Genomic DNA, 18,566 nt, shown 5'->3' on the forward strand with positions numbered 1-18,566 from the left:
GAACTGTTCGGCAGACGTAAAGGATAGATCGCATGCGCGCCCTGGCTGACTTCATCATGCGCGGCCGCATGCAGGCGATTGTTGTAGTGGCTGGCTCTGCGGCGCTGCCGATGTTGTTCTGGCTGTGTGCTGCTGCAGGAAGCCTGGTGTTGTTGCGCCGCGGGCTGAATGACGCGCTGGGCGTATTGGTCTGGGCTGTATTGCCCGCACTGGTCTGGTGGTACTTCGGCGATCCGCGCACGTTGCTGGTATTGCTGGGATCGTTCGGGTTAGCGCTGCTGTTGCGCAGCCAGCGCTCCTGGCCCCGTGTGATGCTGTGTAGCGTAGGGCTCGGGTTGTTGTATGCCTGGGCGCTTGGAGTGGTTTTTGGCGAGCCGATCGCGGCGCTCGCTGCCGAGTTGCAGAAAATGTTGCCCGACATGCTGTCGGACGCCTATCAGCAACTTTCGGTGGAAGAGCAGGCGCGTTTGGGGGCTTTGCTGACACCGGTTCTAACCGGCTTGTTGGCGGCGCTGCTGCAGATCACTACGCTGCTCAGTTTGATGCTGGGACGGTATTGGCAGGCGCTGCTGTACAACCCAGGTGGCTTCGGTCTCGAGTTTCGGACGCTGCGTTTTTCGCCAGCGCCGGCAATGGTGCTCCTCGCGGGCATGTTGCTTGGACCGAGTCTCGGTGTGCAGATGGCGATGCTGGCCCCGCTGTGCAGTGTTCCGCTGGTGTTTGCCGGTATTGCGCTGGTGCACGGGCTGGTGGCGAAGAGCCGGATGTCACGGTTCTGGCTGGTGGGGCTTTACGTCACGCTGGTGCTGTTCATGCAATTGATTTATCCGTTACTGGCCATCTTGGCCATTGTCGACAGCTTGTTTGATTTTCGCGGTCGGGCATCTCGTGATGACGATGCGGGACCTGCGAACGGTGAAGGTTAAGTTAAAGAGGTAAGACTCAAATGGAAGTCATCCTGCTGGAAAAAGTCGCAAACCTGGGCAACCTGGGCGACAAGGTAAACGTCAAGTCTGGTTACGGTCGCAACTACCTGCTGCCGCAGCGCAAGGCTACTGCCGCTACCGCGGCTAACATCGCCGAGTTCGAAGCTCGTCGTGCCGAGCTGGAAAAAGCGGCTGCCGAGCGTAAGGCCTCTGCCGAAACTCGCGCTGCTCAGCTGTCCGAGTTGGAAGTCACCATCACCGCTACCGCGGGCGATGAGGGCAAGCTGTTCGGGTCCATCGGTACTCACGACATCGCCGATGCGCTGACCGCTTCTGGCGTTGAAGTGGCCAAGAGCGAAATCCGCTTGCCAAACGGCACCATCCGTCAGGTTGGTGAGTACGACGTAGCCGTGCATCTGCACACCGACGTCGAAGCGACCGTGAAGCTGATCGTGGTTGCTGGCTGAGACCGGCCTGCGTCTGGCACCCCTGGTGCCTGACGCGTAACATCGGGCACGTTTCCACGCGAGTGGAACGTGCCCTTTGTCTTTTCTGAACATAAGAAGTCTGTTGCCGTTTCGTCGAGCCGCACTGAGACGATGACAGGCCCCGAGAATACCGAGTGCCATGAACGACATCAGCGTCCCCCAACAGTACGATCTGGAAACCGCCGCACTCAAGGTGCCGCCGCATTCCATCGAGGCCGAACAGGCCGTTCTTGGCGGCCTGATGCTGGACAATAATGCCTGGGAGCGTGTGCTCGACCAGGTCTCCGATGGCGATTTCTATCGCCATGACCATCGGCTCATCTTTCGCGCCATTTTCACCCTGGCCGAGCGCAACTCGCCATTCGATGTGGTAACGCTGTCCGAACAGCTGGACAAGGAAGGTCATCTGCCTCAGGTGGGCGGGCTCGCCTATCTCGGTGAGCTGGCGAAAAACACCCCGTCCGTGGCGAACATCAAGGCGTACGCGCAGATCATCCGCGAACGCGCAACGCTGCGCCAACTGATCGGCATCAGCAACGAGATCGCCGACAGCGCCTATGCGCCGCAGGGCCGTACCGGTGAAGAGATCCTCGACGAAGCCGAGCGACTGATCTTTCAGATCGCCGAAGCGCGCCCCAAGACGGGTGGGCCGATGGGCATCAACGACATCCTGGTCAAGGCGATCGACCGGATCGACTCGCTGTTCAATGCCGGTGAGGCGATTACCGGCCTATCGACCGGCTTCACCGACCTGGACGAGGCCACCAGTGGCTTGCAAGCAGCTGACCTGATCATCGTTGCTGGTCGCCCCTCGATGGGTAAGACGACCTTCGCGATGAACCTGGTGGAAAACGCCGTGCTGCGTTCCGATAAGGCGATTCTGGTGTTTTCGCTGGAAATGCCAGCCGATTCCATTGTGATTCGTATGCTGGCCTCGCTGGGCCGTATCGACCAGACCAAGGTGCGGACCGGCAAACTCAGCGACGACGACTGGCCGCGGTTGACCTCGGCGGTCAACCTGCTCAACGACCGCAAGTTGTTCATCGACGATACCGCCGGCATCAGCCCGTCGGAAATGCGCGCCCGAACGCGGCGTCTGGCACGCGAGCACGGGGAAATCGGCATGATCATGGTCGACTACCTGCAGCTGATGCAGATCCCTGGTTCCAGCGGCGATAACCGGACCAACGAGATTTCCGAGATTTCTCGCTCGCTGAAAGGTCTGGCGAAGGAGTTCAATTGCCCGGTGATCGCGCTGTCGCAGCTCAACCGCTCGCTTGAGCAGCGACCCAACAAGCGTCCGGTCAACTCCGACCTCCGTGAATCCGGAGCCATCGAGCAGGACGCCGACATCATCATGTTCGTCTATCGGGATGAGGTCTATCACCCGGAAACCGAATACAAGGGCGTCGCCGAAATCATCATCGGCAAACAGCGGAACGGTCCAATCGGCACGACACGCCTGGCATTCCTCGGCAAGTACTCGCGCTTCGAGAACCTGGCACCTGGCAGTTATCAGTTCGACGACGAATGATTCAGGATCTGTAGACCGGTGTCATGGCCTCGCCACACAGATACGGGGCGAGATAGTCCTCCAGTCGCTGCCCAGGGGCCGGATGGTAGGTCTCGTCGAGGTCGTCCAGGCTGTCCACCCGGTCTATGCGGAAGTTGCGAAAGTCATTGCGCAACTCGCACCAGCTACACAGCGTCCAGGTCTGCCCCCAGAAGAACAGGCCCAGCGGCCAGATACGCCGCAGGCTGGCTTGCCCGCTTTCGTCGCGGTAGCTCAGTTGCAGCTTGCGTCGTTGACGGATCGCCTGGCGCAGCTGACCGAGCCAATGCACCGGATAGACGTTCACCTCCGGGGCGAATAGGCGGTTGCCATTGAGCTCTTCACGCAGGGCAGCGGGCAGCACACCGTGGATTTTCGCCAGTGCCGACTCAGCGGCCCGCTGCAGGTCGGGGTCAGCCCAGGCGTTGACCATGCGCGCACCGACCACTAGCGCTTCGATCTCTTCACGTTCGAACATCAGCGGCGGCAGATCCATGGGCTGGCGCAGCACATAACCGACCCCAGCTTCGCCCTCCAGCGGCACTCCGGAGAGTGACAGATCCTGAATGTCGCGGTAGATGGTGCGCACCGAGACCTGCAGGCGCTCGGCCAGCCACTGCGCCGTGGTCAGGCGACGGCTGCGCAGGAACTGGACGATCTGGAACAGGCGGTCGGCGCGTCTCATGCTCTTCCTTGGCGGTCGCGATGATCGGGCGAGCGATTGCTCGCCCGGGTGGCGGGTCAGGACATGCTGTGCAGGCCTACTTCATTGCCTTCGCTGTCTTTTATCACAGCGATGTAACCATGGGGAGCGATGGACATCTTGCCCTGAATGATCACGCCCCCGGCCGCCGGTACCCGGTTCACCACGTCAGCCAGTTGCCCTTCGACATTCAGATAGATCCGAGTGCCGCCGATACCGCTTTGCTGTTCAGGCGCGTGGCTCAGGCATCCACCGACGCCGTTGTCCGGGCCGTGGGGAAACAGGGCCATGCGTCCGCCCATGCCCTCCATTGTCTCCAGCGAGGTTGCCAGGGCCTGCTCATAGAACCGACGGGCGCGCTCGAAGTCACTGACGAACAGTTCGAACCAGTTGATTGCATTCATCTCTCTCTCCTTGGAATGGCAATGTCAGCAGGCGAGTGCCGTGGATGGCGTGCTTTGGCCTGCGTAGACCACTCTAAGTCAGGGCTACTGACAGCTTACTGTCAGTAGCCTCAGCGGGCTTCGTCTGGCGGCTGGTGCGTGCTGGAAGGTTGGTGCGCTTAGGTCGGCTTAACAGCACACACTGCTGAGTGAGCAGTTTCGTGGCGCCCGGTAAGTGTTGTTGATCGCCAGACGTTTGCAGCTTGAGGGGCGAGAGTTAAGATGATTGGCTCCAGTACCCCCGCAGAGCCCGCTCCATGCGCCCCCTAGTTGCAACCATAGATCTGTTCGCGCTTCGTCACAATTATCTCTTGGCCAAACGTTGCGCTCCCGGTCGCCAGGCATTTGCGGTGGTCAAGGCCAACGCCTATGGGCATGGCGCGCGCGAGACGGTGACAGCGTTGCGTGAGATTGCCGACGGTTTTGCCGTGGCTTGCCTGGAAGAGGCCGAAGATATTCGCGCCAGCGCGCCGGGCGCGCGGATTCTGCTGCTCGAAGGCTGTTTCGAGCCCGCCGAGTATTTGCGAGCCGCCGAGTTGGGGCTGGATGTCGCCATACAGGACCAGCGCCAGGCCGAATGGTTGCTAGCCGCTGATCTGTCCCGTCCTCTGAACGTCTGGCTGAAGCTCGACTCGGGCATGCACAGGCTGGGCTTCACCCTGGAAGGCCTGCGCCTGTGCCATGCGCAGCTCAAAGGATTGGGACAGGTTGCCGAGCTGAATCTGATCAGCCACTTTGCCTGCGCCGACGAGCGCGGCCATCCGCTGACCGGGCTTCAGTTGGAGCGCTGTGGCGAGCTGCTGGAATTGGCGTTCGACAATTGTTCGCTGGCCAACTCAGCCGCTGTGCTGACGCTGCCCCAGGCGCACATGGCCTGGATTCGTCCCGGTATCATGCTGTACGGCGCCACGCCTTTCTCAGAGCTGAGCGCGCAGACGCTAGGGCTCAAGCCCGCGATGACGCTGACAGGCGCGCTGATCGCGATTCGTGAGCTGCAGCCTGGTGAAAGTGTGGGCTACGGTGCCGGTTGGGTGGCACAGCGCGCCTCGCGGATTGGCACCGTCAGCTGTGGGTACGCCGATGGCTATCCGCGCACCGCCCCTTCCGGCACCTCGGTGGTGATCCATGGCCAGCGCGTGCCGCTGACCGGTCGGGTGTCGATGGATATGCTGGCCGTCGATCTAACCGACGTGCCGCAGGCGCAGCTCGGTGATGCGGTGGAGTTGTGGGGTGCGCAAATGCCGATCGACGAACTGGCGCAGGCCTGCGGGACTATCGGCTACGAGCTGCTGACCAAAGTCACCGGCCGGGTGCCGCGCCGCTACGTTGGCTGATTCTCCGACGCTCGTTGCCCATCCTGCTGCATCCACTTCCCGCGGCCTTGATGCTTGGCGCGGTAGAGCGCCTGGTCCGCTGCCTTGTAGAGCTGAGCGAAGTCCTCCGCGTGATGGGGAAAGAACGCAGCGCCAACGCTGATCGTGACCGCCAGGCTAATCTCGCCATGGGGTACGGGTTGCGACAGCTCCTGCAGCAATCGCTCGGCGATGCGTCCGGCTACCTGCTCTACATTTGGACCAGTCAACAGCACGGCGAACTCATCGCCGCCGAGGCGGGCTGCCATGTCGTTGTCGCGAAGCTGGCTGGCAAGGCGCTGGCCTAACGTGCGCAGCAGCAGGTCGCCGGCATCGTGGCCGTGCTTGTCGTTGATAGGTTTGAAATGGTCCAGGTCGATCAGCAGCAGGGCGACGGATTCGTGGCGGCGTCGAGCGTCGCTCAACGCCATCTCGACACGCTCGATGAGATAGCGGCGGTTGGGCAGCTCGGTCAGCGGGTCGTGGAAGGCGACCTGCTTCAATTCGACCTCCCGTTCGCTGAGATGTCGGTTGGCTTCGGCGAGCTCGGCGGTGCGGGTTTCCACGGCGAGGCTGAGCTGCTCGGCGCTGGCTTGAACCTGTTTCAGTCGTGCGGTCTTTTCCTTATCGGCATGTTCCAGAGCTGCTGCCCGCTCCTGCTTGAGGATCTGGATGCGGTAGGCCAGCGCGAAGGAGAACAGGATGGATTCCGCGGTCACCGCCAGTGGGAAGAGGTAGGCGTTCCAGGCCGCGGGCTGAACCACACCGGTGGCACGTAGCAAAAGCAGATTGACGCTACCTAGGATCACGCCGAAACCGAGCAGATAAAGCAATGCTGGGAAGTAACCCTGACGCCAGCGACGGAACGACGCCCACAGCGAGGCAGGGATGGCGGTGAGCGCCAGCGCCACGAATACCCAGGCGCCGAACGCGCGCCAGCCAAAGGCATTGAGCAGCACGGCGGTGACATAAAGGGTCAAGGCAAAGGTCAGTAGGCGGTGCGCCCAGGGCACGAACTGGCGCGTCTGCAAAAGCGTCTGGGTGAAGCGGCAGGCACTGAAACCCCATAGCGCCGGGATGCTGATGCGGTCGAGCCAGAAGGGTACCGGGCCGTCCGGCCAGAGGTACTGAAAGCCATGGCCGGTCATCGCCAGGATCATCAGTAACGCGCCGCTGGTCGTTACCACATACCAGAAGTAGGCGTTGTCGTGCAGGCTGAGAAAGATGAACAGGTTGTACAACAGCATCGCCAGGATGACGCCATAAATCAGGCCGAGAAACAGGTTCTCGCCTACCGCCTGTTCCTGCAACGCGTCGAGCTGCCAGACCTTGAGTGGAAAGGAATTGCCGGCCGGGTCGTAGCTGCGCAGATAGAAGGTTGATGGCTGTTGGTCGCTGAGCTGCGGAAGGCGAACAGCATGCGCCGATAGGCATGGTCACGTCCTTCGTCAAAACTCACCAGCTCTCCGGATTGCCGCTCAATCCAGCCGCCGTTGCCGTCCGGCAAATAGATGCGGAGGTCCTTAAGGGTGACCGATCCGACCTCCAGCCACCACTGCGATGGCGCGTCGCTATTTCGTTGCAGGCTGACGCGGATCCACCAGGGGTGCGGGCTTTGCCCGACACTGGCTTTGCCCTCGGCTGGCTGAAAGCGCGCCTGAACCTCTGGGCGGTGCAGGTCGGCCACGCTCAGTTGCGCACCTGGGTCCGCCAGCAACGCAACCTGCTCGTTCAAGCTGCGACCACTGTCGCTGGCGTCGAGGACGGCGGTTTCGGCATGGGCTGAGCCCTGGTTGCAAAGGCTCAGAAGCAAGGCGAAAAGGACGGTGCGCACCGAATACTCCCGGGCTTGAGGCAATATTGTCGCGCGATTATAGCGGGCGAAAGTGACAAGGCGCGCGCCCGTCGCGAAGGCCGATAAGACCCCGCGTAGCAGTCGGATTTGGTCATTTTTTGTGCTATATTCCGCGCCCGTTTTCGTTGCCCCGGTTCCTCGCCATGCACGCAGCCAAGCCCCTTTTCGACTATCCCAAGTCGGGGAAAGGTCTTGACGTTTCGCTGAAACCCGCACAGTAAGCAGACCCCATTCCCACGGGGTGCCGACATTCTGTATCACCTTTCGGTGTATGTCAGCTCAGGCTTGGATAGAAGTGGTCATGCATCTGGACGTTCGGACCGGCCAATCGACTAGGTGTCTGCACCGTAGCTCCGATGTCGACGTGCTTAAGCTCGTATGTTTGCCCCCTGGGAAAGCACCAAACCATTGCTTTGGCGGACTGTGCCATGCATAGGCGTCCTCTTTCAGCGCGTCCGGGTATCTTCGATACCGGTCGAGCGTTCCGAGGACAAGCGCTTGCTGGTAGTTTTGGGTGACAAATGTTCAGCTGTACCTATAGTGTTTAGTCCATAGCCTGCCGAAAATCAAACGGCCCCGGTTGACAAGTTTGTCCGGTGGAGAGGCCCGCACCGACTGTATCTGAAAGACTTCGGAAGGTATCATCGCGACATTTCGGCGCTTTGTGATTCGTCGTGATTTGTCGGTGCTTTTTGAGAATTTCCGGTGTAATTTCGTTCGTAAATTTTCACCGTGAGATTTAGCAGTTTCGGGTTTTCAACGATTTACATAATGCAGAACCCGTCATGGAAGCTAATTAAATAGTCTGCCACTAATAAGGATAAGGCAGTGATTGAGATACCATACACTGCAAAAGCTCTTACAGAATGCATTGGCTTTCAGGATGTCATAAAGAATCCTCACCTTCAGGACCGTTCAAGACGTGCTGATGAAGCAACCGCAGCCCTGGCAGAATTAAGAGCTGGCTCGGTCTTTAATGGTTCACTTCGAGAGATTTCGCTTGGTAGCGCTAAGGGCTATGTTTTTACTACCCTAGCAGCAAAAATGGTATCTCGCTTGATATCAAGAAATATCAAGGCAAACTACCATATAAAGCAGTCAGACAGGCAAACGATAATTTCTAACGTGTTATCTTTTTTTAAAGAGGGCACGCCTTATGCAGTCTACCGATTCGACTTAGTGAGCTTTTACGAGTCCATTGACCGTAAAGTATTATTTGACCGGCTCATGGCTGATAGTAAATGCTCGTGGCGTACGTTAGTGCTGCTTGACCACCTATTTGCAGTGATTGATATTTGTGGGGTTGCTGGCCTGCCACGAGGGTTAGGGGTTAGTGCTACCCTCTCTGAATTTTATCTATCAAGTTTTGATCAGGCGATTAAAAGTGATGTTGACGTGTTCTACTATGCTCGGTTCGTTGATGACATCATCGTCATCACGTCTGGTCGAGAATCGAAGAATGATTTCGAGAAGAAACTTTTAGAGTTTTTGCCAGCCGGGCTAGACTTCCACAAAGTCGGAGACAAACGCAGTTATCACACTATCCCGAAGGCTAAAGAGCCTCATCTAGGCTTAGAGCAAAAAAAGTTCCAGATAAAGTATCTGGGATATCAAATGAAAATATTTGAGTGTTACTCGGAAGAGGCGGTTCTGGGTAGCCTTCGGCGTAAGGTGGTCTGCGATATATCGCAAGACAAAGTTCTTAGGATTAAGAAAAAGTTTATCGCTGCGATTTCAAGTTTTTTATCCAGCGCGCAGCTGCCGCCTGACTATTTGTTGTTGAAAAATAGAGTGCGTGCCTTAACCGGAAATTACAACATCAACGACCCGATGTCTGGTATAGAAATAAAAACCGGCATTTACTTTAACTATATCCAGAAAAATTATATCGGCCACTGCTCCCTTGATGAGCTCGATGTTTTTATGAGGGGAGTGTTGTTTTCATCTAAGCATCAATTATCTAGACGAATTGCTTCTGCGCTCACCTTGCAGCAACGCAAGCTTTTGGCCGGATATAGCTTCAAAACTGGCTTCAAGAAAATAAGATTTCATTCCTTTAAATACGAAACACTGCGTAAAATAAAAGAGTGTTGGCGAAAATGAAGTCAGGAAATCGCAGGGTTAAAAAAGAAGATTCCGCACGGGTGCTTCTAACCGAGACATGCCCGTATGAGGTGCCCATAATATTTAGCAACACTGGCTTCTATTGGCATGTTAAGAAGTACGAGTCTGGTACTAGTTTGTTCCCTCGCGTTATGGATTACCTATTTCATGGTAGCTTGACTGAAGAATATACCCTTCCGCTAACTTACAAGGTCCGCAAGGATGAGGACTCGTTTAGGGTCGTATCATTGTTGCATCCAAGAGTTCAGATAGGTTTCGTCGAGTTTTACAAAGAATTCAGCGATCAGATACTATTGGCTTGTTCAAAAAGCCAATTTAGTATCCGTCGGCCAAGCAAAATTGCGGGAAAGTATTTCGCTAAAAATCAGAGCGAAAACATAAGAAAATACCGGGCGGAATCATTGTCTCTTGCTTCAAGTGAAGTTAAATACAAGCATTTGACTTCTTACTTTTCTTACTCAGATTACACTCGGTTATATCGGTTTTTTGACTCGTCTGACTTCCTCAGCCTAGAAAGACAATATTCCTCATTCTGGTCGCTAGATATCTCAAAGTTTTTTGATAGTATTTATACACATTCCATTGACTGGGCGTTGAAAACTAAACCTTTCTCGAAGACAAATACCGGCACAAAGAATACATTCGGTGCTGTCTTCGATAGATTGATGCAGGTTTCGAATTATAATGAAACTGCTGGAATAATAATTGGTCCGGAAATTTGTCGAATATTTTCTGAAGTGATATTCCAACAAATTGATTTGAATGTCGAGACGGAGCTGGGAAGGGTAGGCTTTGAGTGTGGGCGTGATTATGTGATTCGTCGTTATGTCGATGATATATTTATTTTTGCTACGAATGATTCCGTTGCTTCGGTTGTAGCAAAGTGCGTTGAAGTTCACGCTAAAGAATATAAGCTAAACCTCAATAAATCAAAAACGACGAAGGCCAGCCGGCCATTTGTTACGAGTAAGACAAAATCGCTTCGCTTGATCAAAAATGCGCTGTCCAACTTTGAATTAAAGCTGGTGTCCAAAGGCGAGGACGGGGAAGGCGAGTTTGAGCCCCGCCGTGTTTTTAATCGCAAAAAGCTATGTATAGCGTTTCTTAATGAAGTGAAATCGGCTTGTATCGATGACGCTGCGGCTTACGGACTGGTTTGCGGCTATCTCATGTCCGCCCTCAAAAATCTACTAGTAAGAGTGGCTGAGAAAAATATAACCCGAACTTTCGAAGACAAGGCTGGGCTTAAAAAATACTCAGATTTCTTTCATGTTATTCTAGAGGTAATATTTCATTTATATACGGTTAGCCCTGGGCACAAAGGCTCCGTTAATTTGTTCGTGTCATCCACGGTGGCATGTTCCTTTTTTAGTAGACATCTGCCTGACGAAATAGACTCTATCAAAAGTAAAATCTACACGTCTTGTCGATCCTTTTTTGAAAGCAGCGAATACGCAAAGATGGCGGCCGAGAATGGTGATTATGCTTTGCTTGAAGCGTTAAATTTGCTTGTGTTGCTTAAAGAGATTGGTGAGGACTATCTGGTTCCTCGTCAATTGTTGGAGTCACTTGTAAAGATTTCAGAACGGCGAAGGTTTTCGTACTTCGAGATAGTTGTGCTCTTGTACTACATCGGTAACAATGCGAGCTATGCTTCTATAAAAAGAAGTATAATAAAAGATATAAAGTCGATTTTAGAGTCTGTTTCGGATTTGCGGTTTAGCTCTGAGAAGCTATACTTATTTTTGGATTCAATGACCTGCCCGTATCTGGATGAGGCGTTCAAGTCAAAGCTTGCTGCTAAGTTGCTCAAGCAAATTTATTCAGCCGAGGCTACACCTCAGGAAATATCTGAACTGACGCTAAAGCTCGGTAAGTATCCTTGGTTTGTTTCTTGGGCTAATGTGGACTTTGTGACAGCCTTAGAAAAGAAGGAGTTGCTGAGGGGCTATTAGAGTCGTATGATCCAATTGCAGGGTGTACCAGCCAGCTTTACGGCCTAGTGTCATAGGGCTGGCTAACCGAAACCTGATTGTCGTTTTGCTCAGGATGAATAATTCGACAGGAAGGGGAAGGGATCATTTGCTTCAAGGATGGCGGTCTACCGCACACACTATACTGGCTGGACATCCTGCACTGTTTATCGCTTGGGCGTAGAACTAATTACGTTCGCTCTTGATAGGTTTATTATGAGTTTTTCCGAAAACCTCTGATTTCCATATGCGCGTTCAGCGTTGACATAGATGTTGACGCTGGATCAAGGCGATGAGCGCCACGTGTTCTATGATCGCCAAACCGAGCGATTGCCTTGCTGCTTCGTACTGTTCCCCGGTGTATCAATTTCTCGGCATAACATTTCGTGGGCGACCGCCAAATATGAATACGGGCGTCGTACAGACGTGTTACGCCTCAGGCATACACGAAGGGACATGAAAAAACGTTGCCTCTAGAACGGTTCAGCGTTGCCCTTGGGGGCTGTGTGAGGGATTGGGGCAGCAGAAAACTGCCAAGTGAAACAGTGGCTATGCAGGTTAACTGCGAGTTACCTAGCTGGGTTCCATAGACGTTTGATTGTCGAGAGGCTAACCGATAGCTCCTTAGCGACTGCCGATTGGCTTAAGCCCTCAGCCTTCAATTTCTGCACATTAGATTCGTTTGTCGCAGCGGGGCGACCAAGTGCCCTGCCTTCCTTCTTGGCCCGCTCAAGGCCCGCCTGGGTACGTTCCCGAATTCGGTTGCGTTCGAACTCAGCGAAAGCAGAGAAAATCTGCAGCATTAGCTTACCTTCCGAGCTAGTCAGGTCGTGCTTGCCAAGGTCAAGACTCACCAGATTGATACCGCGATTAGTCAACATGGTGATGGTCTGTTGCACGTCGATATTGTCCCTACCCAGACGATCTAGTTTGAGTACGACAAGGGTGTCTCCGGCTTCTAGCTTGTGATCGACCAAAGCTTTGAAGGCAGGACGTTTCATTGCCTCGATGCTACCGCTGATTGTCTCGGAAATTACACGTTGAGGATTTGTCTCATATCCCGCCTGTTCAACTTTCAGCATTTGGTTTTCTGTCGTTTGTTCGACTGTTGAAACACGACAGTAAACGAAGGTTCGGGACATCGTGCAAGCCTCTAGTGTCAAAAACGTAGGGTCACAATACCTTATGGTGTCAGAAAAAGAAATGCTATTTTCTGACACCAGAAGACGAGCCGATGAGCATAGGTTCATAAACGGTCGTTTCTGACCCCAGATAGATACGTTCCATTAATGCGATGTTGATAGGTATAGATGGGATCGATTATTGGGAATTGTGGGAAACGGGTGTTTTACCATCCATGTATCTCGTTGAAAATCGTGGCATGGAGAGAACAATGCCCTCAGTGGCTAACCGAAGGGGAACACAACCACTATGACGATACCGACTTGGTTCATGCCACTCAGTGCTACGCTAAGTGCTGCACTAGCTCGCGGTGCCCCCCTTGATCCAGCTCGGATAACTCGTTACGAGGCGGCGGCAATTCTCTATGCGCTACAACTATCCAAAGCGCTCAACGTGGCAGTCCATCATCCGATCGAAATGGAACGGAAATTTGCGCGATTTCTAGACCTTCCAACAGATCAGCTCAAGTCAGCCTTAGCTGACGCATTCGATCAGAAAGCTTTTATCGCTGGCATTGCGCGAGCTAGCGACTTAGGTATTGGTTTGGTAGACAAAGACACGATCGTCAGTCACCCATTCATACGACCGGAGGGCACGTGGGACTTCGACTTCGCCAAACGTTACCAATCTGTTTATGGTGCCGCTAAGTACGAATATGTTCGCCCTGGCGGGGTGATCGTCAGGTTGAGTGATCACCAACTTCGCCTCATCCATAACATCAAGGCGAACCAAGAAGACTCGATTGAAGCACAGGCGCATGCCGGCACCGGCAAGACCTTTGTCCTAGACGAAATCATGTCTCTGATGCCTGATCGTCGATTCATTTTTTTAGCTGACGTTGACCCCAAGCTAAGAGCAGTTCGGGCGCGGTTCCACAAGGAGAAAGTACAAACCTCCACATTCAAACGTTTGGCCGAGTCACTTCTATCGAAGGGTAACAAATCCCTCGAGCAAAAATTAATCGCTGATTCTAAGCTGTCCCTGTCGTACTCCCAACTTGCAGAAAGAACCGGACTTGGCCCCGTAGGCAACCGAGGCGCCGCACAAGTCGCAGCGTTATGCTGGTCAATAATATTCAAGTTCTGTATGTCCAAGGATTTTTCTATTTCGTCTCGCCATATCCCTAATGATCAAGTCCGATGGCTTTCTACAACAGAGCAGGAGATTGTTTCATCCGCCGCTGCGAAGCTATGGCACCACATGACTCAGCTAGACGTGGATGCTCCCTCTTTGCCAGTTCGCGGATACCATCGAATCAAACAGATGTCGTTGGCGGGGCTTTACATCCCGGAACAAATTGACACCGTATTGATAGATGAGAGCCATGATCTCACGGCACCGATGATTGAGCTTCTCGATAGATCACCGCAAACCGTAATTTCTCTTGGCGACCAGTTCCAGAATCTAGAAGGCCAATATGTGCCACACAAGGCGATGATTCGACATCGGGAAATGGCTACTTCGCTACGGGCGGGGCTTGCTCTGGTTGGATACATCAATCCGCTTATAGAAATCTACCCTGGAAGATCAGCCCCTCCTTTTTCGGCCGATAGAGCCAAAGAGATGGTCGTTAGGGAATATGATGCCAACTCGTTCCCCCCAGAGCCGGCTGTAATTCTCGTGGCGGATGAATGGGGGGTTTTCGACTGGCTTGTACGAAGTCGTGAATTAGGAAAAGGGGCAGCGGTAATTGATTGGTTAAAAGAATTCGAGCTTTTTCTCGACGACTGCTTGAGCTTGTTTATAGATAACAAAAAACCAAGCCATGGAGCCATCGCGCGTTATCGGAACTGGGACCAGCTTCATGATGATATGAAATGGAGCCCAGCCTTTCTTAGAATTGAAAAGTGGCTTGGTACAGTTGGCGTTAAATTTGGCGTCTCCGGGCTCTATAAATGCGCCGACCTCAATGAATTGAAAAATATTACCCTGGCGCGGCCATTACTAGCGACTGTATTCACAGCAAAAAACTTTGAACTTCCGAGAATGGGTATTTCCGAAGACCTGTACTATGCCAGCGACTTGCAAAGCAAACGCCTTCTGTCCAAGAAAGTAGCTCAGCTTTATACAGCAATCACGCGAGCGTCAGGGATAATATACTTTCCCGACACCCATCGCGAATGGATGGATTATATTACCAACACTGCTAGAACTCTGAAATAAAAAGTATCTCTTGATTCTGGTTCTGGAGATACGAGTCGAAGTGTCACGGATGAATGTTCATTGCGCCTCTGATGGGTGTTCATCTCTGCCGATCTTGTTTTCCACATCCGAAATCAAAGACGACGGTGAGCAGCGTAGTGCAGCGGCGAGCTTGAAAAGCATTCCTACCGTGGGCTGGTTAATGCCTCGTTCAATCAGGCTGACGTAGTTGCGCTGAATTCCAGCTTCGCCTGCTAGCTGCTCCTGTGTAAGGCCTGCCTCCTGCCGTCTCAGCCGAAGCACCTTCCCAAACGTTAAACCGATATCCACCACAGCATCCCCCGATTTTGCATCAGGGGAACTGTCTTGGATGGCCACGTTGCGGTCTTCACAATATACTGTGAATTACGGTGTGCATGGCCGCCGTAAAGGTCTTACCAACAACATCCAAAGGAATCATCAATGAAGCTATACATTTCGCTGTTTTTGGCTGCTGCGAGCATGCCGCTGGGCTTTCTGGCCGGGGCCTTCGGTTTCCATCATCGAGTCGCCCGATCATTTCCAGACACTGTGATGTTAGGGGCCTTTATGACGGCCTTGGTTTTGATCATCGCGCTGGTGCTTTTCCTATGGTCGATACCATCCACAAAGAAACGCATCAAGGCCATAACGAACGCTGGCAACTGACAGAACAAGGGAAAGAGATGACCACAATAAAGGAAAAAATCTGCCACTAGGAATCTGCCTGAACCTACTTCTTCCCGGTTTGGGATACATATACATGGCGCGCTGGTTTTTGGGGGTGATTGCTGGGGCTCTAATACTCGCGATAATTTTCTCTGCCCCAGCGCAAAACGTGATGATGGTATGGCTGGTCATGAACCTGATCATGCTAATTGACATGATTTTGTTGCAGGGCAAAAACCGTAAAAAATTCCAGTCGGCAAAGATGACGCAATGCAGCTTTTGCGCGGAACTGATTCAAAAGCAAGCGAAAATCTGCAAGCACTGCAAGGAGGCAGTTGCACAATGAAGAAATCATTAACAAATCTATGCGCTATCTGTCTTGGCTTGCTTTTTTCCTCCCTTTCTCAAGCGGAATACCAGAATCCCACGGAAACGGATTTCTATAAGTACGCCACCGGACAAGATTCCGATTTTGAAACGCGTGAAGCTGAACGCCAAAAACAGCAATCGCTTGCAACATTTGCACGCGCGTTTCAAATCTTGAGTGAGAAAGCCGATAAAACAAAACCAATTGCCGTCAGCGATTATTCTGAGGAATGGAAACTCAATGAGGCTAGAGCAAAAATAAAATTCGATAAACCACATTATTTCATTGGCGAACTGGAACGAGTGAAAGTAGCCGGACGTGAAGTTCGAATGATATTTAAATCCAGCGATGGAAAAGGAGTGACCGTTTACCCATATTTCATACAGGCGGTATTTGCAGAGGTCAACGGAACGAAACAAATGGTTTCTACGATTAGAGACGTAGACTATGCCGCGAAATTTGATGCTGGTGAAAATTTCATGATGTTATGTGATCGAGCGTACCCCAAGAATATAGAAGGATGCTTAATGTTTACTGAAGAAGACATGCGATAAAAGAAAAAGGCCCTGCGGGGCCTTTTTTTTTTTGCTTGCGTGCGTGGGTACGCCTGTTCATAAATTTGAAGATAATTGGTTGGTATCGAATATCAACTGATGGATCAGCTATTACAAGCTCTAACCGTTAATGCCGCTGAACGCAGTGAAGCGTCAGCCCGAAGGGCAGACAACACGGTTCGTACTGAATATCAACTGATGGACCAGCTGTTACAAGCTCTAACCGTTAATGCCGCTGAACGCAGTGAAGCGTCAGCCCGAAGGGCAGACAACACGGTTCGTACCGAATATCAACTGATGGACCAGCTGTTACAAGCTCTAACCGTTAATGCCGCTGAGCGCAGTGAAGCGTCAGCCCGAAGGGCAGACAGTACGGTTTTGTATCGAGTACAAGCTTGACGCAGACCAACCCGATTTACTGTTTGAAACTGTTTACGAGTCGTATGGGCTCATCGAGATTTAGATGTTCGTTCGTCACGTTGTGACTCTCGAACGCGCCTTGCAAGGCGCTTTTATTTTTGGTATCAAGTTTTTCTAAAAAGTGATTTTTCGGTTTTATATTCTTTTTGTTTTTCCGAGAATCCTTATAGACCCTTTAAGGTTTATAGAATTTCAAGCAACAGCAGGCTCGGAATTTTCAGCCAGCAATCGGCAAATCAGATTGATTCTTTGATAGGCTGTTGACTGGGCCATGCCGAGCCTTTTCAGACCTTGAACAATGTCTTTTTTCTTGAGACTGTTTTTCAGGGAATTCTCAATAAACCAATCGAAATTAGATAGCTGCGGTGCACCGCTTTTCTTTATTGGCACTTCAAGCATCAAGGATTTGTCAATTCTGGCGTTCGCCATCCCGTTGGCAATTAGGTACTCGCATACCTCGATATCCTGCACATATAAGCGTATATTTTCTTTATTGTTTCTTCTTCTCACAGCGGTCCTGGTGACATCCTGTGCAGAGCGTTCCAGCTTATTCGACACGTGCCAAGCGTCTACAAGCTCACGCCCTGAAAGACCAAGCCTTTCCGCAAAGGCCTTCAGAGCAGGTACGTGGTTGGGGTTGGCTTTGCCGCTATAAACCAGTATGGCCGAGGTATATTCGCTATACTCATTCTTTCCGCGAGTATCTGCCGGGCATATGCATATCTCACTGTAGTCCGCTACAGCGTTTGAATTGAACCAATTGTTTTTAAATAACAGTATTCTCTGCTTTTTGTTGTGCTCATATGCTCGTGCAATTGCTTGGTCTATAAATTGCTTCTCTTTAATTCCCATATGGTCAGGGCAGTATTCACCGTCCTCTGTGCGTAATGCGCGACCTTTGGACCAAGTAAAGTCCATTAATGGAAGTAGCGTAATGTTACCCGTGTAACTGAAGTCGCTTGGCTCAAAATGGGACCTGGCAAATTTGAAGCCTTTAGCTAGCGAAATAACTTCAAAAATGCTGCCAGCGATATTTGCTGCCAATAAATGCACCTCTTTTGCTTTGCTGAGCTTCTGAAAGATGGGGCCTGCTTTAATCGTAGTTATTGAGTAAGCGTTTTTTAATGGGAGCGCTTTCCAACTCACAACTCCGTCCTCAATTAGAGCGTCGAAGATGGTGTGCTTGAATTCAGACGAGGTAGTGCCCGCTTGCCCATTTACAGCAGCCTGTTTATAAGCCTTAATTAAAGCTTTTACCGTCGCGATATGTTCCGGAAGGATGTTTAATTCGCCATTTTTGTTATCTAAATGAGACAGCAAAACGTCCATATCTTGTTGTGTCAAGGTTTTGGAATCCATTTCCAAGGCAGACGGAACTTCATCAATCACAACTGTATAACCTTCAATATACGTATCGTCTACCAGCTGCAGTGCTGAATGGGTCGTCAGGATAAGTGGTTCTTTCCGCTCCAGCACGCCTTGTAAGGATTTCACTCTCTTTTTGTCACTTTCTTTGTCATTTATTGATCTGCAAGGTAAATCTAGCGCTTGGCATCGATCTTGGATTTCTTTAATAAGGTCAAGCGTAGGTAGAGCCATTAAAAATAACTTTCCTCTGGAAATGTGTTGTTTTGCTTTTCGCAGAAACGCGTCTGTTTTTCCTGAACCAGGAATGCCCCGTGAATGATTGATTATTGTTGCCATTATTCGTCTCGTGTGTTGAATGATGCTTACAGTTCTAACACGAAATATTCCTGGTCTAAACAGAGAATGGCTTTTTTTAGCACTTAATTTCTAT

The 18,566-nt window shown here is 52.0% G+C and carries 16 protein-coding genes and 1 pseudogene; 11 read left to right on the forward strand and 6 right to left on the reverse strand.

Features of this window, described 5'->3' with window-relative positions; genetic code table 11:
* Positions 1-32 precede the first annotated feature (32 nt).
* The 3 genes from ACL0K2_RS17210 to dnaB all read left to right on the forward strand — a co-directional run bounded on the left by ACL0K2_RS17210 (position 33) and on the right by dnaB (position 2,948).
* Positions 33-926, forward strand: a complete 894-nt coding sequence (locus ACL0K2_RS17210; RefSeq protein ID WP_045160752.1) for a hypothetical protein — start codon at positions 33-35, stop codon at positions 924-926.
* Positions 927-946: 20 nt separating this feature from the next.
* The gene (gene rplI / locus ACL0K2_RS17215) at positions 947-1,393 is read left to right on the forward strand and encodes a 50S ribosomal protein L9 (protein ID WP_045160753.1); all 447 of its coding nucleotides are present in this window, start codon (positions 947-949) and stop codon (positions 1,391-1,393) included.
* 160 nt (positions 1,394-1,553) lie between these two features.
* Positions 1,554-2,948, forward strand: coding sequence for a replicative DNA helicase (gene dnaB, locus ACL0K2_RS17220; protein WP_045160754.1), 1,395 nt, complete (start codon positions 1,554-1,556; stop codon positions 2,946-2,948).
* 1 nt (position 2,949) lies between these two features.
* Here the strand turns inward: dnaB and ACL0K2_RS17225 are convergent, their stop codons facing one another.
* On the reverse strand, positions 2,950-3,651 hold the full coding sequence (locus ACL0K2_RS17225) for a helix-turn-helix transcriptional regulator (protein ID WP_045160755.1): 702 nt from the start codon (positions 3,649-3,651) through the stop codon (positions 2,950-2,952).
* A gap of 56 nt (positions 3,652-3,707) precedes the next feature.
* The gene (locus ACL0K2_RS17230; RefSeq protein ID WP_239611067.1) at positions 3,708-4,073 is read right to left on the reverse strand and encodes a VOC family protein; all 366 of its coding nucleotides are present in this window, start codon (positions 4,071-4,073) and stop codon (positions 3,708-3,710) included.
* A 296-nt stretch (positions 4,074-4,369) separates the two neighbouring features.
* Here ACL0K2_RS17230 and alr point away from each other — a divergent pair, with 296 nt between their 5' ends.
* Positions 4,370-5,446 (forward strand): alanine racemase, encoded by a 1,077-nt coding sequence (gene alr / locus ACL0K2_RS17235; RefSeq protein WP_413043115.1) that lies wholly within the window; start codon positions 4,370-4,372, stop codon positions 5,444-5,446.
* Here the strand turns inward: alr and ACL0K2_RS17240 are convergent.
* Positions 5,434-7,298 (reverse strand): annotated as a pseudogene (locus ACL0K2_RS17240) (diguanylate cyclase domain-containing protein). The gene alr and the pseudogene ACL0K2_RS17240 sit on opposite strands and share 13 nt — an antisense overlap.
* Before the next feature lie 849 nt (positions 7,299-8,147).
* On the opposite strand from ACL0K2_RS17240, the gene drt3a reads away from it, so the two are divergent.
* The gene (gene drt3a / locus ACL0K2_RS17245; RefSeq protein WP_413043116.1) at positions 8,148-9,422 is read left to right on the forward strand and encodes an antiviral reverse transcriptase Drt3a; all 1,275 of its coding nucleotides are present in this window, start codon (positions 8,148-8,150) and stop codon (positions 9,420-9,422) included.
* Positions 9,419-11,398: an antiviral reverse transcriptase Drt3b gene (gene drt3b, locus ACL0K2_RS17250; RefSeq protein WP_413043117.1), complete on the forward strand. Its 1,980-nt coding sequence runs from the start codon at positions 9,419-9,421 to the stop codon at positions 11,396-11,398. The genes drt3a and drt3b overlap by 4 nt, the downstream gene beginning before the upstream one ends.
* A 587-nt stretch (positions 11,399-11,985) precedes the next feature.
* Here drt3b and ACL0K2_RS17255 read toward each other — a convergent pair.
* On the reverse strand, positions 11,986-12,558 hold the full coding sequence (locus ACL0K2_RS17255) for a recombinase family protein (RefSeq protein ID WP_025243072.1): 573 nt from the start codon (positions 12,556-12,558) through the stop codon (positions 11,986-11,988).
* 289 nt (positions 12,559-12,847) lie between these two features.
* Between ACL0K2_RS17255 and ACL0K2_RS17260 the strand changes: the two genes are divergently transcribed.
* Positions 12,848-14,761, forward strand: a complete 1,914-nt coding sequence (locus ACL0K2_RS17260; RefSeq protein ID WP_413043118.1) for a hypothetical protein — start codon at positions 12,848-12,850, stop codon at positions 14,759-14,761.
* A gap of 57 nt (positions 14,762-14,818) precedes the next feature.
* Here ACL0K2_RS17260 and ACL0K2_RS17265 read toward each other — a convergent pair whose 3' ends face one another.
* The gene (locus ACL0K2_RS17265; protein WP_413043119.1) at positions 14,819-15,118 is read right to left on the reverse strand and encodes a helix-turn-helix domain-containing protein; all 300 of its coding nucleotides are present in this window, start codon (positions 15,116-15,118) and stop codon (positions 14,819-14,821) included.
* 84 nt (positions 15,119-15,202) lie between these two features.
* Here ACL0K2_RS17265 and ACL0K2_RS17270 point away from each other — a divergent pair, with 84 nt between their 5' ends.
* The 4 genes from ACL0K2_RS17270 to ACL0K2_RS17285 all read left to right on the forward strand — a co-directional run bounded on the left by ACL0K2_RS17270 (position 15,203) and on the right by ACL0K2_RS17285 (position 16,747).
* Entirely contained in the window at positions 15,203-15,427 is a 225-nt protein-coding gene (locus tag ACL0K2_RS17270; RefSeq protein WP_413043120.1) for a hypothetical protein, read from the forward strand.
* 94 nt (positions 15,428-15,521) lie between these two features.
* The gene (locus ACL0K2_RS17275) at positions 15,522-15,773 is read left to right on the forward strand and encodes a hypothetical protein (RefSeq protein WP_413043121.1); all 252 of its coding nucleotides are present in this window, start codon (positions 15,522-15,524) and stop codon (positions 15,771-15,773) included.
* Positions 15,770-16,348, forward strand: coding sequence for a hypothetical protein (locus tag ACL0K2_RS17280; protein WP_413043122.1), 579 nt, complete (start codon positions 15,770-15,772; stop codon positions 16,346-16,348). Before ACL0K2_RS17275 ends, ACL0K2_RS17280 begins: the two co-directional genes overlap by 4 nt.
* A 99-nt stretch (positions 16,349-16,447) precedes the next feature.
* Positions 16,448-16,747 carry a hypothetical protein gene (locus ACL0K2_RS17285; RefSeq protein ID WP_413043123.1) on the forward strand — a complete coding sequence of 100 codons (300 nt, stop codon included), beginning with the start codon at positions 16,448-16,450 and terminating at the stop codon, positions 16,745-16,747.
* 213 nt (positions 16,748-16,960) lie between these two features.
* On the opposite strand, the gene ACL0K2_RS17290 is transcribed toward ACL0K2_RS17285, so the two are convergent.
* Positions 16,961-18,472, reverse strand: a complete 1,512-nt coding sequence (locus ACL0K2_RS17290) for a DEAD/DEAH box helicase (RefSeq protein ID WP_413043124.1) — start codon at positions 18,470-18,472, stop codon at positions 16,961-16,963.
* Between the last annotated feature and the right edge of the window lie 94 nt (positions 18,473-18,566).

This window comes from Pseudomonas sp. YJ42 (assembly GCF_047225135.1).
GTDB classification, from domain to species: domain Bacteria; phylum Pseudomonadota; class Gammaproteobacteria; order Pseudomonadales; family Pseudomonadaceae; genus Stutzerimonas; species Stutzerimonas stutzeri_E.